General features: G+C 39.9%; 15 protein-coding genes and 1 pseudogene. 3 read left to right on the forward strand and 13 right to left on the reverse strand.

Annotation, left to right across the window (positions count from 1 at the left end; all coding sequences use genetic code 11):
* Positions 1–57 precede the first annotated feature (57 nt).
* Positions 58–837 carry an NRDE family protein gene (locus ACINWC141_RS16975; RefSeq protein ID WP_009393191.1) on the forward strand — a complete coding sequence of 260 codons (780 nt, stop codon included), beginning with the start codon at positions 58–60 and terminating at the stop codon, positions 835–837.
* A 47-nt stretch (positions 838–884) separates the two neighbouring features.
* On the opposite strand, the gene ACINWC141_RS16980 is transcribed toward ACINWC141_RS16975, so the two are convergent.
* The 5 genes from ACINWC141_RS16980 to ACINWC141_RS17000 form a co-directional block, all read right to left on the reverse strand.
* Positions 885–3,218, reverse strand: a complete 2,334-nt coding sequence (locus ACINWC141_RS16980; RefSeq protein ID WP_009392956.1) for a PhoX family protein — start codon at positions 3,216–3,218, stop codon at positions 885–887.
* Positions 3,219–3,431: 213 nt separating this feature from the next.
* The gene (locus tag ACINWC141_RS16985) at positions 3,432–5,612 is read right to left on the reverse strand and encodes a PhoX family protein (protein WP_009393086.1); all 2,181 of its coding nucleotides are present in this window, start codon (positions 5,610–5,612) and stop codon (positions 3,432–3,434) included.
* Positions 5,613–5,787: 175 nt separating this feature from the next.
* Entirely contained in the window at positions 5,788–6,558 is a 771-nt protein-coding gene (tatC, locus tag ACINWC141_RS16990; RefSeq protein WP_009393233.1) for a twin-arginine translocase subunit TatC, read from the reverse strand.
* Positions 6,555–6,989 (reverse strand): Sec-independent protein translocase protein TatB, encoded by a 435-nt coding sequence (tatB, locus tag ACINWC141_RS16995; RefSeq protein ID WP_009393098.1) that lies wholly within the window; start codon positions 6,987–6,989, stop codon positions 6,555–6,557. Before tatB ends, tatC begins: the two co-directional genes overlap by 4 nt.
* A gap of 12 nt (positions 6,990–7,001) precedes the next feature.
* On the reverse strand, positions 7,002–7,220 hold the full coding sequence (locus tag ACINWC141_RS17000) for a Sec-independent protein translocase subunit TatA (RefSeq protein ID WP_004794775.1): 219 nt from the start codon (positions 7,218–7,220) through the stop codon (positions 7,002–7,004).
* A gap of 253 nt (positions 7,221–7,473) precedes the next feature.
* Here ACINWC141_RS17000 and ACINWC141_RS17005 point away from each other — a divergent pair, with 253 nt between their 5' ends.
* Positions 7,474–8,349 carry an AEC family transporter gene (locus tag ACINWC141_RS17005; RefSeq protein ID WP_009393110.1) on the forward strand — a complete coding sequence of 292 codons (876 nt, stop codon included), beginning with the start codon at positions 7,474–7,476 and terminating at the stop codon, positions 8,347–8,349.
* Between the two features lie 192 nt (positions 8,350–8,541).
* On the opposite strand, the gene rdgB is transcribed toward ACINWC141_RS17005, so the two are convergent.
* The 8 genes and pseudogenes from rdgB to ACINWC141_RS17040 form a co-directional block, all read right to left on the reverse strand.
* Complete coding sequence (gene rdgB, locus ACINWC141_RS17010) at positions 8,542–9,168, reverse strand: RdgB/HAM1 family non-canonical purine NTP pyrophosphatase (protein WP_009392993.1); 627 nt, start codon at positions 9,166–9,168, stop codon at positions 8,542–8,544.
* A gap of 174 nt (positions 9,169–9,342) precedes the next feature.
* A complete protein-coding gene (locus ACINWC141_RS17015) occupies positions 9,343–9,930 on the reverse strand; it encodes a tetratricopeptide repeat protein (protein ID WP_034678999.1) in 588 nt (195 codons plus the stop codon).
* Positions 9,927–10,520: a methionine biosynthesis protein MetW gene (gene metW, locus ACINWC141_RS17020; protein WP_009393021.1), complete on the reverse strand. Its 594-nt coding sequence runs from the start codon at positions 10,518–10,520 to the stop codon at positions 9,927–9,929. Before metW ends, ACINWC141_RS17015 begins: the two co-directional genes overlap by 4 nt.
* A complete protein-coding gene (metX, locus tag ACINWC141_RS17025) occupies positions 10,520–11,680 on the reverse strand; it encodes a homoserine O-succinyltransferase MetX (protein WP_009393134.1) in 1,161 nt (386 codons plus the stop codon). The genes metW and metX overlap by 1 nt, the downstream gene beginning before the upstream one ends.
* Before the next feature lie 83 nt (positions 11,681–11,763).
* The gene (gene leuA, locus ACINWC141_RS17030; protein ID WP_009393014.1) at positions 11,764–13,461 is read right to left on the reverse strand and encodes a 2-isopropylmalate synthase; all 1,698 of its coding nucleotides are present in this window, start codon (positions 13,459–13,461) and stop codon (positions 11,764–11,766) included.
* Positions 13,462–13,577: 116 nt separating this feature from the next.
* Complete coding sequence (locus ACINWC141_RS20175; protein WP_155757904.1) at positions 13,578–13,730, reverse strand: hypothetical protein; 153 nt, start codon at positions 13,728–13,730, stop codon at positions 13,578–13,580.
* 189 nt (positions 13,731–13,919) lie between these two features.
* Entirely contained in the window at positions 13,920–14,603 is a 684-nt protein-coding gene (locus ACINWC141_RS17035) for a Fe2+-dependent dioxygenase (protein WP_009392971.1), read from the reverse strand.
* A gap of 107 nt (positions 14,604–14,710) precedes the next feature.
* Positions 14,711–15,928, reverse strand: a pseudogene (locus ACINWC141_RS17040) (TonB-dependent receptor); the annotation flags it as partial.
* A 65-nt stretch (positions 15,929–15,993) separates the two neighbouring features.
* On the opposite strand from ACINWC141_RS17040, the gene ACINWC141_RS17045 reads away from it, so the two are divergent.
* Positions 15,994–16,144, forward strand: a 151-nt coding sequence (locus ACINWC141_RS17045; protein WP_009393049.1) for a transposase, incomplete at its 3' end; no start/stop codon positions are given.

A 16,144-nucleotide genomic window follows, 5' to 3' on the forward strand; every position in this document is an offset into this window, starting at 1 on the left:
CGGAATGATGTGAAAAATGTTGTACATTCAATGTGTAAAGATAGGGAACAAGAATCAATGTGTATTGTGGCTTTAGCATGGCATGTTCTGGATGATATGCCCTTGTGTCTTATGTCAAATCGGGATGAGTTTTATCATCGTCCAACGGCTTTATTGCATCAGTGGGAACATACCCCCATTGTTGCAGGACAAGATTTGCAGTCGGGTGGTACTTGGATGGGAATAACACCTCAAGGTCGATGGGCTGTATTGACTAATTTTCGGGATGGACGAGATCAAAAGTCTTATGAGACTTCTCGGGGGCATTTGGTTCAGGCTTTTTTAGAATCTGATTTATTGCCGATTCGATTTGCTCAACAATTAGAACAGCAGCAACAGAATTTTGCTGGCTTTAACTTGTTTATGGGAAATGCTGATCAAGCGGTCTATATGAGTAACCGTGGTGAAGCACCGCAAGTATTGGCTAACGGTGTGTATGTGGTTTCGAATGGCTTGATGTCTGAACATTGGGAAAAAACTAAACATTTACGAACACGCTTTACGCAAGAGTTTTTACCTATGCTTCAGCATCAGACAGAAGAGTTAACTTTACAACACGCGGCTTGGGATATTCTGGAAGATGAGCGTAAGGTCACAACAGCATTGTTACCGAACACTGGCATTCAGCCAGAAATGGAGGAGTTATTGTCCTCGACTTTTATTCAAAGCCCTGTGTATGGCACACGTTGTTCAAATTTTCTAAGAATGACCAATAATGAATGGCTTTGGTTGGAAAAGACCCAACAAGGTGAACATAGTGGTCAAATTGTTCAGCAGCAGATCCTTTTAAATCGATGATAATAAAAATGCCGATCAATGAATCGGCATTTTAAATTTTGTACGAATTAACCCGCGATCACACCGCCATCTTTACGGGTAATCACAACAGTTGCTGAACGTGGACGTGCAGTTTTATTGCTTGGGTCTTTTTGAGTTGCAGGCCAATTACTATCTGGTGTTGAGTAACTTTTCGAGTCTTCACCAGGGTGTTGAACATTAATAAAAATAGCTTTGTGGTCAGGTGTCATGGCAATACCTGTAATTTCACATTGCTTTGGTCCAACCAAGAAACGGCGTAATGTTGAGTCTGTCACTTTAGCGCCGACTAGCGTTTGTTGGCCGTTTGAAGTAGTGGCGGCAGCGCCGTCACCAATTTGGCCCGGTAACGCAGCAAGCATCATACAGTTAGTCACATCGGTATATGCGCCATCATCTGTCTGAATCCAAAGTACACCACGTGGGTCGAACCACATCCCGTCAGGAGATGACAAATCATTGTTGTCTGTCAAACCAGATAAGTTGATGTTTGAAGCCATAGATGCTTCTGCACCAAATAGGTAGATATCCCATTTGAAGGTTTCAGCAGTGGTTTTGTCATCAGTTTCTTTAAAACGGATAATATGACCATTAACGTTACCCTTTTGCTCTTTAGTGCCGTTGTAGAGGTCTGTGTAGTTACGTGGGTTTGCAGCATCAGTTGCATAATCTTTACCACGGTTCGAGTTATTGGTGAGGGTGACATAGACTTCGCCGTTTACTGGATTGACCGTACACCATTCTGGGCGGTCCATTTTAGTAGCACCGACTGAGTCGCCAGCCAAACGTGCAAATGTGACAACGTCTGCCTGAGATTTGAAAGGGTAAGTGGTATTGCTTTCATTTAAGCCATTTTTGCCATAGGCAAGTTCAATCCATTGACCTGAACCATCATTATTAAATTTGGCAACATACAATTTACCTGCGTTCATATATTTGTCGCCAGCCGCGTAGCCGCGATTTACATCTTTGGTATCCCACACTGCGCTAGAGACGAATTTATAGATGTATTCACCGCGAGAGTCATCACCCATATAAAATGCTAAGGGCTGACCTGCTACAGCACGACAAGCACTGTCTTCATGTGCAAAACGACCTAGTGATGTTCTTTTAACTGGATTTAGGCGGTTATCAAACGGATCAATCTCGACCATCCAACCGAACGTATTTGGTCCGTTGCGGTAGTCTTGTGTTGCCTGAGCGGCTTTTACATCAGCATTCCAGCGGTCATATAAGTCTTGTGATTCAACTTGACCAATTGCTGTTTCCCAGCCGTAACGTGAACTTACGCCTAAATAAATTTGTCGCCCTTGTTCATCAACGTTAGGAATTAGCTCACCGTTTTTATCTTTTAAATAAATGACCTTGCCGTCTTTATCTTTTTTAGGAGCACCTTTTTCATCTTTCTCATACAGATAAGGTTCATCTTTTTTAACACCTAAACCGTAACGTTTTAATGCAATTTTTTCTGCATCTGTACGTGCATATTCATCGCTACCTGAACGTTGGAAATAACCAATAAAGTTTTCTTCGGTAGTTAAATAAGTGCCCCAAGGGGTATAACCGTTACCGCAGTTATTATGAGTACCACGAGTTTGACGACCCGCAGGTGAGAAACGAGTAGCAAGCAAACTAGACCCAGCAGCAGCACCTGCAAAATTCATCTCTGTTGATGCTGTAATACGGCGGTTAAAAATTGATTTTTTATCAATTACTACTTTTTGAGTTGTTGCATCTTTCTTGATGTGAACAATAGATACGCCATGCGCATTGGTCTCACGAATCACTTCATCTTCAGGGCGGCGTCCATTAACTTTTGTTGGACCTTTTGGGTGAAGGAAGGTCTGGTTGATATATTCGTGATTCAGCACCAACAAACCTTCGGCTGAAACACTTTCATCAAAGTTGTTTGTTGAAGCATTCAAACCAAAGAAGTGCATACCATCGTGGCAGTCACCAGAGCGGAACTGGAAGCTTGGGCCAGATGGAATATTATTGTCGTCCCATTCGCCAAAAGCAGGGTTGATTGAATCACCTAAAGCATAGATGACATTGGCTTCATAACCTTCAGGTACAGTCACAATATCGTTGTGGTTTTTTGCAACTGCCGTGAAAGTTAATTTTTCTGGTTTTTTATTTGGATCTACAGGTGGAATTCCACCATTGTTAGAACCTGAGTCATCATTGTTATCATTACAGCCTGTTAAAGTAGAGGCTAAAGTTAGAGCTACGGCACCGCTTGCAGCTTTAGTAATTAAACTACGACGACTTACATGTTGTTCTAAAATGTCACGAAAGTGGATATTGTCAGAAGTATTATTATCCAGTTCTTGGTCTTCATGATATGGCGTCAGCTCTGTCATGGGAAATTCCTAAGTAAGTAAGTAAATAAAGAGATTGTTCTAAAAGTCTTCATTAGCTTAGTTGGGTAGTGTGACGAGGCTTTGACGTTTTGATGATAGGTTTGTGAAATATTTGATCGTTTGGTTGAAAGTATAAGTCGATTTTTAAAATCGCGGATGATCTAAAATAAAAGAAACCTGCATAAAGCAGGTTTCTTTTTTAAAGAGTAGAAATTATTTTTTTACAACAGATGGAGCAATTGGGTCGGCAGTGATATAGCCAACTGCTGCTGCGAATTTGTTGCTGTAGTTGGTATTAATTGCTGTATCAATTTGCGCAAGTAAATCTGCACTGATACCAGTACGAACACCGTTAGTTTCTTTATAGAAACGGTTCCATTCATCACCTGGATGTTGGAAGTTACTCATGATGTAAGTCCAACCGTTTACTTCATCAACTGCGTGTAGACCAGTTGACTCTGCACCTGCTGGTGTAGACAAGATACGGATCAGTTGCTTGGTATCAACGTTGTAAGCCCATAAGAAGTTATTTAAGTGGTTACCAGAGTCTTCACCAATAAATAACGTACGTAGCTTTTCAGAGAACTTTAAGTTGTCAGGGCTAGCAATCTGTTCTGGGTCAGCAGTGTTACCTAAGCTGTCAAAGCTAATGTCTTTACCTTTAATGAGAAGACTAGATTGGCTAGGTACCCATTCACTGTTAATTGCTACATTTGAGCTGTCTTTTTGGCCGCCTGTCAGTTTATGCTCCAAAATACCACCAGCCGTGATTTTCGGGAATTTAACGTTGTGCTCAGCAAGGTAACCACTACCACCTTCAACCATTGAATCAACAATGTTAGCTAAAGCTGAATATGCGCGTTTATCTGCAATATTTACAGTCGTACCTTCGTTCTTGGTCAATGCCATTGAAGCACCAACGTAAGCTGCGTAGCGGTGTGTCTCAAGGAAAGCCGCTGCAAGTTTAGTTTTGTCGCTGTTATCTTTAAGCTTGAGATAAACACCAGTTTTGCTCAAATAAGTAAATTTAAAACCTTGAGCTTCTAATTCTGCTTTTTGAGCAGCTTGTTGTAGTTTTAAACGATCTTTCGCAGCTTTTGCTAAAACTTGTTGTTCAGGTGTACCTTTATCTCCAGCATCAATAGCATCTTTTTCTGCTGTCGTTGCATCGCTTGGATATTTGGCAATTTGTAGAACCGATTCGAAAATATCAGTTCCTTTGATACCGCTCTTGATTAGGTTTTCAATCTCTACACTTGTTGCATGACCAAGCTTGATCCAAGAGATCTGACCAGTCGTTGTATCTGTAAGTATTGTTGTATATTTGGCAACGTAAAGTGTGCCGGCAGATAGGTCTTTCTCTTTATCTGCAACGAACATGAAGAGACCACCATTGGTATAGTCGTCACCCATCAAAACTGTACGGTTATCTGGGAAAACTTGCACAAGCTCATGTGAAATACGGCCTAAACAGTAGTGCTTTGTCACACGACCCGTACCATCTGCATTTACCGTAATTTCTGGTAAATGACCGTAGTTATATGGGTTAGCCGCATTTTCATCACCATAGACATTTTTACTAAATGCTTTAAGGGTTGAAAGTGATTGACCTAACTTTTGATTGAAAGCATCTGGTTCATATTCTTCACTAGAAAGGTGAGTTCCCCATGGTGACAAGCTTGCACCACAAGTAATCCATAAACCATGCGCACTTGAAGTGTCTACATTATGATATTTAATTAAAGTTAAATGACCAGTTTTCGGGTCTTGATCTAAAGTAAGCACTGCAATCGGAGAAGATAATTTACCGTAAGTATCACCACCATTTTGGTCTTTTGATAAATATTCAAACTGAACCACATGGAATACAGGGTTGCCAGTGACACCTAATGCTTTCTTGTCTGCATCTGTAAAATCTTTGCCAGTCGCTTGTTTGAAGCTAATTAGAGAACTACCATCTGGACAGTCAGAGAAGAATTGACGCTCTTTGCCAGCAACTGATTTATCGATAATTGGCTTATTATTAATGTCAAAATAACCACCCGCGATAATCTTTCCGCCTTTACCATCAGGAACTTCAGTACCTGTTAAGAAGAATGGTTTGTAAGCCAGTTGGTATTCGGTTTTACTGCCATCTTCCCATGAAATAGCAAGCTTTGATGCACATGCTGTCGTTGCAATATCAGCTACAACTGAAGGAGCTGGCATTGAAGTGAACGTTGCATTTTTAAAGTTAATTGGTTTTGTTGGAGTTGTAACGTCTGAATCATCATTACTATCGTTACATCCTGCTAATGTTGCTGCCGTAGCCATCGCACCTAATGGAAGAAAAGGGATCCCCGTAAACCATTTTAAAATGTCGCGACGTGTTGGGTGGTTAGAAGCAGTTGTCATAATAAATCCGTAACTTTTGTCAGTATATTTGTTGAGTTGATTCTATGGATTGTAAATGACACTTTTCTTACATTTTTAAGTCACTTTGAAGACAGTTTATAGGTTCGTAGATTAAAAAGTGGTTGATATGAAAAAGCCTGAACTTTATATTTCAGGCTTTCTTTAAATTATAATTTTATTCATCAGATTGAGCTTTTCTTTTCTCAAGAATTTTACCGAACAATAATCCAAGTTCGAAAAGCAACCACATCGGGATCGCCAACATCACCATAGAAATTGCATCTGGTGGGGTAATGAACATGGCTACAAAAAAACATCCCACAATGATAAAACGTCTTTTTTCAGCAAGACTCTTTGTATTTACTACGCCTATTAGAATCAGTAAAAGTGTCGCGATCGGAATTTCAAAAGTTACACCAAAAACTAAAAACAGCTTTAAGCAAAAGCTTAGGTAGCTATTAATATCCGTCATCGGTGCAACAGTTTCAGGCGATACACTAATAAAGAAATGTAAAATTGCAGGAAGCGTAATGTAGTATGCAAAAGCAACTCCGGCATAGAACAAAACAATACTACCGATGAGTAATGGCAGCGCTAAATGACGTTCTTTTTGATATAACGCTGGGCGGACAAAAGTCCATATTTCATAAAGAATAAATGGCATTGCCAGCACAAGTGCGACAAATAAATTGAGCTTAAAAGGCGCCATAAAGGTTGCAGTTACATCTGTTGCAATCATTGAAGACGATGCTGGAAGTTGCAGCCTTAAAGGTTCAGATAATAATTGGTAAGTGTTATTTCGGAAGGGTAATAAGCAAAAGAATAAAAATAATGTTACCCCGACAATCCTAAATAAATGACGTCTTAAAACGACCAAATGGTTCATGATTGGCATTTGGTCTAAATTTTCTTGCGTATTTACAGTCGTTGAAGGCAGTTGGTTCATACGGCAATCTTCAATTTAACGGGGGGTGTTTCTAAAGTGTCGCTTTGAGATGCCAAAGGTGTAAATTTGGCAAGAAAGGGCACTTCATAATGGCCCGATACAGGGGAGTACATCGTAGCCTGAGATATCGTTTCAGCTACCTCAGTTTTTTCTGAATTGTCTGAAGTAGTCTGTTTTTGTATTTCTTCAAGTTGTTGTTGTACTTTGCGTTCTAGTGCTTCAATGCGGTTGAGTTCTTCCTGCATTTCTTTTCGAAACTCAGAAAGACGCAACTCTTGATCAATCTCATTTTGCAAATTGGTAATATAACGTTTTAGGCGAACATACCAGCGACCAGCAAAGCGTGCGGCTTCCGGAAGTTTATCTGGACCTAAAACTAAAATTGCAATAATTGCAAAACAGAGTAGTTCTGTCATTCCTACATCAAGCATGGTGGAAAACCTTTAGCTTTTCACTGATGTGCTGTCAGGGGTTTTGACTTGGGCATCAATTGTACGTGGAGTATTAAGAGCAGCAGTTTCGTCTTCTTCACGAACTGATTTTTTAAAGTCTTTTACTGCACCGCCTACGTCTTTACCGATATTTTTTAATTTAGATGTACCGAATAATAAAATAACGACAATTGCAAAAATAACGACGTGCCAAATAGATAAACCGGCCATGATCTTATACCTCTTTTCAGTTTGCTTTATATCAACAGGTTGCCATGACAACAATGTGACATTTATATGTCAGTTTTAAGACAATAGCTGTTAGTCAAAATCTCAAAAGAAGGGTTTCATAAAGGATGTAGGCAGTTTTTTATTTTAGAAAAAGCTTAAAAGGAGAAGCTTAAATTACTTGAAAAGGAGAGTACATTTCATTTTGAAAAGGTGTAGCATAACAAACTGATTTTGATGGGTGAGAGGAGAAAACGTGGCGTTATTACTGCCAATATTGGCGTTCATCACTGGACTTCTGCTTGCCCAGACTTCTCTTTCAGAAACGATAAAACCAGTTCTTTCAGCTTGGCTTGCACGCTTGCTTATTCCAGTTGTGATTATTTACAACATGGTATTTTATCAGCCGGGTAGCTTGAGTTTAATGCTCTTTAGCTTCGGTTCAGCATTTCTTATTTTCTTTGCTTATTTGGCCTTATTTAAAGACAGATTATTAGCGCTATGCGTGAGTTATACCAACATGGGCTGGCTAGGCTTTCCTTTTGCTATGGCTCTATTTGGGCCTGAAGCTACGGCCCCAATTGTTGCGCTCTATATTGGTATGTCTCTTTTTGGAAATGCATGGGCTGTGACTGCCGTAACAACTGCACCACAAAGTAAACTCAACATATTAAAAAAAGTTCTGTCATCTCCACCGTGTATTTCAATTTTTTGCGCGCTTGTGCTCAGGCTTTTAGGGGTTCAACATATCGAACATCCAGCTATACATTGGGTGTATGAGGTTGCTAAGTTCGCAATGACTTTTGCTGGGATGTGTGTTTTGGGAATGTGGCTACGCCGTACTCGAGTGCATTTAAAAGACTTATTCTATAGTATGAAAGCTCAAGCATTTAAGGTGGTGTGTGGTTTTATTCTTTGCGGTTTAACTTATAGATTTCTACCGATTCCAAATATAAGTCAGCACATTGGAGTGATGTTTTTAATGTTCTGTCTGCCACCAGCAGCCAATATTGTAGCGCTAGAAACACATTATCAAGGGACAGGAAGATCTGCGGCTTATATTGCTTCAGGGACGATTGTGAGTTGTGTTTGTATTGCGATTTATGCAGTGTTTTTACACATGTTCGTCTAATTAATTATTTAATTCTAACTCTACACTTGCTTGTGCGAAGGCGGCATGGATGCCGCCAGTTAGACTGTGGCACAAGGAAGTGCCATCAGTCTAACAAAAGATTTTTGCTTACTTTTTATCTTTGAAAAGTAAGGTTTGCCTATACAAAGTTTAATATGTTTTAACGCTGCATATTGTGGCCATGTGATCAGCTTATTTCTGCAAACTCTCTCTAAATAACTGCATCGCTTGTCCACGATGACTAATCTTATTCTTGTCTTCTTTAGACAGTTCTGCGGTAGAAACTTGTAGCTCAGGTAACCAGAATAGTGGGTCATAGCCAAAGCCATTTTCACCACGTGCAGCTTCTAAAATTTCGCCGTGCCAGATGCCTTGGAAAATTTGTGGCAAAGGATCTTCAGCATGCGTTACTAGAGCAAGTACGCACACAAACATGCCTTCAATCACTTCACCATTTTTACGATATGGTAAAAGATCATTTAATAATTTGGCATTGTTTGCTGCATCGTCACCGTGTTCTCCAGCATAGCGCGCAGAGTAAATGCCAGGTGCACCACCTAAAACAGGAACATAAATACCAGAATCGTCAGCCATAGCAGGTTTACCTGAAATTTTAGAGGCATGACGAGCTTTGATAATGGCATTTTCAATAAAGCTTAAGCCATCTTCAATTGCATCGGGAATATTAAGACGCCCTTGAGGAATAATTTCTACAGGTAACTTAAGCTGTTCAAAAAGTTTTTCAAACTCAGCGACTTTACCTTTGTTATTGCTGGCAAGAACTAAACTGCCCTGATCAAACCAATGTGGGGTAGACATAATAAAACCAAACTTTATAGCTAATATCGAACGTGAGTTATGTTACGTGTTTTTTAAGAGGGGATATAGAGGGAAATAAATAGAATATAAAATGAGATATCCTAAACTAAAGCCACCTTGTAGAGCATACAAGGTGGCTTTAGTCGAGTAAGGTTTTTTACGGATGAACCGTTATTATTGTGCTTGAATCCATTTGTCTGCACGGTCACGTGCGGTACGGATTTGTTCTTGAGTTAAGTTCGCCGCTAGAGCAGTTTTCTTACCTTCAGATAGGCTAATCACTTTATTGTCGAGCATGCCATCACGAGTAGAAAGCTCATACCACTGGTAAGCACCTACGTAGTTTTTCTTTTGCTCTTCCATCATCGCGAGATTGTAGCTTGCACGGTTATCACCATTGCTTGCTGCTTTTTCAAAGTATTTACGAGCCATGGACTCATCTTTTCTAACACCAATACCGTCGGCGTACATACGACCCACGTTTAATTGAGCTGGTGATAAACCTTGATCAGCTGCTGCTTTAAACCATGCGAAAGCTTGTTTCTCATCTTTTTCTACATCTTTACCATATTGGTAGTGTGTACCAAGGTAAAATTGCGCGCCTGCTTGACCAGCTTTTGCAGCTTTCTGAAGGTCACTTACCCCCATTGTAGAAAAGCGTGCAGCCTGACTCGCAACCGATTGTGGCTGGGCGATATAATCTGCATGAGCCTGCATACTTAGCAGTCCTGCAAATAGTGTGCTAAATAATGTCTTTTTCATAGTGCACTCACTCGATAAATAGCGACTTCACCAAACAAATTAGGAACATGTTTGCTTAACAGGCTTCCCTGCTGATTTCCATTGACGGCGAGTCGATTAATAATTTGTATCTGATTTTCCACACACAGTGCTTCGAAATCTTTAAATGTACATAAATGAATATTGGGGGTGTTATACCACATATATGGTAGAGCATCCGATACAGGCATCATTCCTTTTAATGCAAGAAAAGACCGAGTCTTCCAATGCGCAAAGTTTGGAAAAGTAATAATTGCCTGTTTACCCACACGCACCATGTCTCTTAATAAAACATCGGGTGCATCTACGGCTTGCAAAGCCTGTGCCATCACCACATAGTCAAAAGACTGGTCGGCAAAACGGCTCAAACCGAGATTCAAATCTTGTTGAATAATATTTAACCCGCGACTGACGGCAATTGCAATCTTTTCTTGATCAATTTCTAAACCATAAGCACGAATTTGATGCTTTTGGCTCATATGAGCGAGTAATTCACCATCACCACACCCTAAATCGAGTACGCTTGAGCCGGGTTTAATCCACTTTTCTGCCAGTTGTTGATCAATACGCATTAACTTGCCTCCAGTGATGTCGATTTTAAGTGTTCTTCACCGCCTAAGAAAGCGCGCATGGTTTTGACATACAGTGGAATAGGGAATAAAAAAGAGTCATGACCTTGTTCTGCATCAATATCTAAGTAACTTACTGGCTTATGATTGGTAATAAGTGCATCTACAATTTCTTGCGAGCGACTTGGGGCAAAACGCCAGTCTGTTGTAAAAGAGACTATCAAGAACTGACATTTGGTTTTACCCATCGCTTCCGTTAACGAGTGATTGTATTCACGTGATGGATCAAAATAATCTAAAGCTTTGGTCATGATGAGATAAGTATTGGCATCAAAGTTACGGCTGAACTGTTCACCTTGATAACGCAGATAACTTTCGACCTGAAACTCGACATCAAAACCATACATAAATTTGCCTGACTTTAAATCACGGCCAAATTTTTGTTTCATGGCTTCTTCTGAAAGATAGGTGATATGGCCGACCATTCGAGCCAAAATCAGGCCGCGTTTCGGGTAACTATCATTCTCTAAATAACGACCATGATGGAAGTCTGGGTCAGACAAAATCGACTGTCGCGCAACTTCGTTAAATGCAATATTTTGTGCTGAAAGCTTTGGCGCACTGGCAATAATCACACATTTTTGTAAGCGATCAGGATAATCTACTGACCATTGTAGTGCTTGCATGCCCCCTAATGATCCACCAACAACCGCATACCAGACATTTACACCTAAACGGTCAGAAAGCATGGCCTGAGTTTTGACCCAGTCGCGTACCGTAACTAATGGGAAATCTGGTCCATAAGGACGGTTATCATTTTCAGGATTTGGTGATGTTGGGCCAGTTGAGCCGCTACATCCACCAATATTGTTGAGCGAAACTACAAAGAACTTATTTGTATCGATTGCCTTACCCGGGCCAATACAGCTATCCCACCATCCAGCTTTTTTATCATCTTCGTGGTGATATCCCGCTGCATGATGATGTCCGGAAAGGGCATGACAGATTAAAATGGCATTTGATTTATCTGCATTTAAAGTGCCGTAAGTTTCGACCATTAACTCAAAACGTGGCAAAACACGGTCACATTCAAGATGTAATGGTTCTTCAAATTGGAACTTTTGCGGAGTGACTAACCCCACTGAATCAGCTGGAAAAGACACGGGAACATTTCGCCTTTTAAATCTTTCAGGAATAAAAAGAAAGGATACCAAGCTAGGTATCCTTTCCAAAGTCTTTTTTTTAATTAAACAGCTGCGGCAACCACCTGATCTGTACTTAAAACGCCTTGATCAATCAAACGGTTAGTACATGCAATAATTGCTTCAATGGATGAGGTGACTGTATTGTCATGGACACCGGCACCAAATGAGCCTTTACCTGTACCTTTAACTTGAAGTTCAATCAAGGTTAATGCTTTCGCATTTGCACCTGAACTAATACTACGTTCTTCATAGTTCAACACATCAATTGGTAACTGAAGTGCATTTAAGAATGCAGAGATTGGTCCATTACCTTCACCGCGAAGCTGTTGAGTTTCACCTTCGACATCAACATCAAGTTCGATGATCTGAGTGCCATTAATGTCAGATAATCTGTAGTTTTTGACTGTGTAATGGTGGTTTTTCACATCAACATACGTGTCTTTAAATAAGGTCCAGATTTCTTTTGCATTAATTTCTGTACCATTATCATCAGCATATTGTTGAACAACCTGACTGAATTCGATTTGTAAACGACGCGGCAATACCACGTTGTAGTTTGATTCTAATAAATACGCGATACCACCTTTACCAGACTGACTGTTTACACGAATAACTGCATCGTAGTCGCGGCCCAAATCTTTTGGATCGATTGGCAAGTAAGGCATATCCCAGATTTCTTCATTTTTCTGGTACTCAAAGCCTTTTTTAATTGCATCCTGATGTGAACCAGAGAATGCAGTAAATACCAAGTCACCTGCATATGGATGACGAGGGTGCACAGGTAAGCCAGTACATTCTTCAACCGTTGCAATCACTTCATTAATGTTAGAGAAATCTAACTCAGGTGCTACACCTTGGGTGTACATGTTCAATGCAATTGCTGCAACGTCAACGTTACCTGTACGTTCACCATTACCAAACACACAGCCTTCAACACGGTCAGCACCTGCCATAATTGCAAGTTCTGATGCCGCAATACCACAGCCGCGGTCATTGTGGCAGTGAACAGAAATGATCACGCCATCACGACGTGCCAAATTACGATGCATCCATTCAATTTGGTCTGCATACACATTTGGCGTAGAAACTTCTACAGTCGCAGGTAAGTTTAAAATCACTTTATGGTCAGGACGTGCATCCCAGATTTCTGTGACCGCATCACAGACATCTTTAGCGACTTCTAACTCTGTTGCAGAGAAACATTCTGGACTGTACTGGAAAATCCAGTCAGTTTGAGGATATTGCGCCGCATACTCTTTCACTTTTTGAGCAGCATTAATAGCTAACTGTTTTGCACCATTAACATCTACATTCAACACCTTTTGACGGAAGGTTGGAGAGTTAGAGTTATAAATATGCACAATCGCTCGTTTAGCACCAGCCAAAGATTCGAAGGTACGTTCAATTAAATGATCACGTGCCTGAACTAAAACTTCAATGTATACGTCATCAGGAATATGATTTTCTTCGATCAACATGCGGGTAAAATCGAAGTCGATTTGAGATGCAGAAGGGAAGCCGATTTCAATATGCTTAAAACCGATTTTTACAAGCATTTTGAACATTTTGAATTTTTGTTCCATGTCCATGGGTTCAAAAATTGCTTGGTTACCATCACGTAAATCGGTGCTCATCCAGATTGGCGCTTTTGTAATTTCGTTATTTGGCCATTGGCGATCTGGTAAATCCACTCGTTGGTACATACGGCGGTATTTTTTGCTTGGGTCAGCCAACATCATGAGAAAACTCCTTGTCTCGTAGCGCAGTTGCTCTGGATATATTTAAAAGGCAACGTCTCTACAGTTATATATGGTATTTAATTAAGAAAAATAAAAGGCAATTTCGAAGTGCTGCTTTAAAAAGCAGACAAAATTTTTATACGCGCGCTTGGCGCAGCATCAGGAGTTGCGGATGATGTCTTGCTTGAGTAGGCTGGGCAAACAAGTAATTCATTTTCATCTCTAGACCGTGAATAATAAGTTTGATGGTTTGCTGGTAAGTTTATCATTTAGATATATCACATCTAAACAATGATTACACCTTGTGCAAAATTCTTATAATAATTTTAATCTCAGAAATTAGAAAATAATTTTCTAATTTTGCGCCATTTTACGATTTTGAGAAAATAATTTTCATATTTTTGCTATATTGAGGTAAGAGAAATTGCTTGATCTCAATAAGTCAAAAATAAATGTAATTATAGCTCTGACCACATTCGAATTAAATTATGATAAATATTGGTGAGCTTCATGACTTCTGGATAGTTATCGCCATGTGCTTTACGCAGTTCCCGAATACTTTCATCTAAGTTAAATAAAAGATGGCGTTTACTATCATCGCGTACCAAACTTTGTACCCAGAAAAAAGAAGCAAAACGAGTGCCTGAGGTAATGCTGCTGACTTCATGCAGGCTAGTAGACGGATAGAGCACCACATCACCTGCGGGTAATTTAACTTCGTGATAACCATAAGTGTCTTCAATAACGAGGTCACCACCTTCATATTCATCTGGTTCACTTAAAAATAATGTACAAGATAAATCGGTGCGGAGCTGCTCAGAAGTCCCACGGATAAGACGAATTGAGTTGTCTACATGGAAACCAAAGCTTTCATGTTCATCATAACGATTAAAAAGCGGTGGAATAATTTTGTGGGGAAGGGCTGCAGCCTGAAACACTGGATTTTGCCAAATTGCTTTGATGACAATATCACTTAAATGATGTGTAAGCGGGTCTTGTTCTGAGAGTTGCTGATTTCTTTTAACCGAAGCAGATAAGGTGCCCGCTGTCACTTTTCCACCCACCCAATTTGCGTCTTTCATGAGCTTACGAAACTCGGCAACTTGCTCTTTACTTAAAACATTAGGGATATGATGAATCACAGCAAACACCTTTTAAAATAAATACTTCATTTGTAAAAATAGCCTCGTCACGAGGCTATTTTATATGAACTTTAATTAATTCCATAAAAGTATTATGGAATTTAACCTTAATACTTAAAGTTAATTGCTAAGACAGCATTACGGCCATTACCTTCAAACGCGTAGTGAGCTGCATGTGCACTAGTGAAATAACGCTTATCAGAAATATTATTGATATTAAGCTGTAAATTTACGTTCTTATTAACGTCGTATTTAGCCATCGCATTATAAATAGTATAGGTTGGTAAGTATTTTGGAGCAGTTGTATTCACAAACACTTGATCGCGGTATTCGACACCTGCACCTAAAGTCAATTGAGGCATAACTTTATATGTTGACCATAAAGTCGCGCTATTTTTAGCTACGAATGGAAGAGGTTTACCTTCCTGAGCAACGGCATTGTATGCAGCCTCGGTGATTTCGCTATCTAAATAGCTATAGCCTGTAGATACATCCCACTTGTCAGTAATCTTTCCGTTCAAGCTAATTTCAAATCCATCAACTTTACTTTTACCTGCATTGGCAGTCGTGTTAGGGTCGATTTGGATACGTGTATTTTGCTTTTCAGTACGGAAAACTGCTGCTGTTAAATTAGCACGGTTATTAAATAGGTCCCATTTAGTTCCTAATTCAAAAGTGCGCGCTTCTTCTGGTTTTAGATCGTTTGCGCTCGCACTTGCAGTACCTGAGTCGCTAATAGAATCTGAACCTGTATCACCTTCAGCGAGCACACCTACTGGGTTTGCTGACGTAGCATAGCTTAAATAAATACTACCATCTTCTGTTGGTTTAAAAACTAAACCAGCTTGGTAAGAGAAGTAATCTGTATCACTTTCTAGTTTATCGCCAGCTTTATGAGGTGTACGTCCACCTACGTCTTTATTGTATTTTTTCTCAGTTTCAAATTTATCCCAACGCACACCTAAGTTAAGTAACCATTGTGGATTAAATTCGATACTATCTAAAGCATAGACGCCTACATTATGACTACGAGTGGTTGATTGTGCTGTAATAGCTCCACGTGTGTCATAGAATGCACCATTTCCTGGATTATTTAAACTCGTACACCAGCCATTTGCTACAGCAGCGGCTGAAGTACAGTTTTGAATGTTGCTGTCTAAAATGGTTGAGGTGGTTTCACCTGCAGCATTAGTAAATGTATGTACACCTTGATCAGTTTCTTGGAAGCTCCATTCAGTACCGACATTAAAAGAATGTTTTAATGTACCAGTATTAAATTTACCTCTCAAAGAAAGTTGATCGCTATAAGCATCACTGTCCAAAATGATGTGTGCTGAAAAAACAGGAGGTTTTAACTTGGTAAACTAAACACACTCATCAGGAGTTTACCATGAGCAAGAAACACAAGACTTACACCACAGAATTTAAAGCTGAAGCCATCAAATTAATTGAAGCCAATCAAGGCAATGTCTCGGAAACAGCCAGACAACTTAGCATTTCAATGCAAACTCTTTCAAATTGGAATACCAAAGCAAAGGCTG

Origin of the sequence: Acinetobacter sp. WC-141 (genome assembly GCF_000313935.1) — a bacterium.
Classification (GTDB): domain Bacteria; phylum Pseudomonadota; class Gammaproteobacteria; order Pseudomonadales; family Moraxellaceae; genus Acinetobacter.

Excerpts from the sequence above, each read along its gene's own strand:
- ACINWC141_RS16985 (WP_009393086.1), bottom strand. The coding sequence starts at position 5,612 with ATGACAACTGCTTCTAACCACCCAACACGTCGCGACATTTTAAAATGG.
- rdgB (WP_009392993.1), bottom strand. The coding sequence starts at position 9,168 with ATGTCTACCCCACATTGGTTTGATCAGGGCAGTTTAGTTCTTGCCAGC.
- tatB (WP_009393098.1), bottom strand. The coding sequence starts at position 6,989 with ATGCTTGATGTAGGAATGACAGAACTACTCTGTTTTGCAATTATTGCA.
- tatC (WP_009393233.1), bottom strand. The coding sequence starts at position 6,558 with ATGAACCAACTGCCTTCAACGACTGTAAATACGCAAGAAAATTTAGAC.
- ACINWC141_RS17015 (WP_034678999.1), bottom strand. The coding sequence starts at position 9,930 with ATGAAAAAGACATTATTTAGCACACTATTTGCAGGACTGCTAAGTATG.
- ACINWC141_RS17000 (WP_004794775.1), bottom strand. The coding sequence starts at position 7,220 with ATGGCCGGTTTATCTATTTGGCACGTCGTTATTTTTGCAATTGTCGTT.
- leuA (WP_009393014.1), bottom strand. The coding sequence starts at position 13,461 with ATGATGTTGGCTGACCCAAGCAAAAAATACCGCCGTATGTACCAACGA.
- ACINWC141_RS20175 (WP_155757904.1), bottom strand. The coding sequence starts at position 13,730 with ATGATAAACTTACCAGCAAACCATCAAACTTATTATTCACGGTCTAGA.
- ACINWC141_RS16975 (WP_009393191.1), top strand. The coding sequence starts at position 58 with ATGTGTATTGTGGCTTTAGCATGGCATGTTCTGGATGATATGCCCTTG.
- ACINWC141_RS16980 (WP_009392956.1), bottom strand. The coding sequence starts at position 3,218 with ATGACAGAGCTGACGCCATATCATGAAGACCAAGAACTGGATAATAAT.
- metW (WP_009393021.1), bottom strand. The coding sequence starts at position 10,520 with ATGCGTATTGATCAACAACTGGCAGAAAAGTGGATTAAACCCGGCTCA.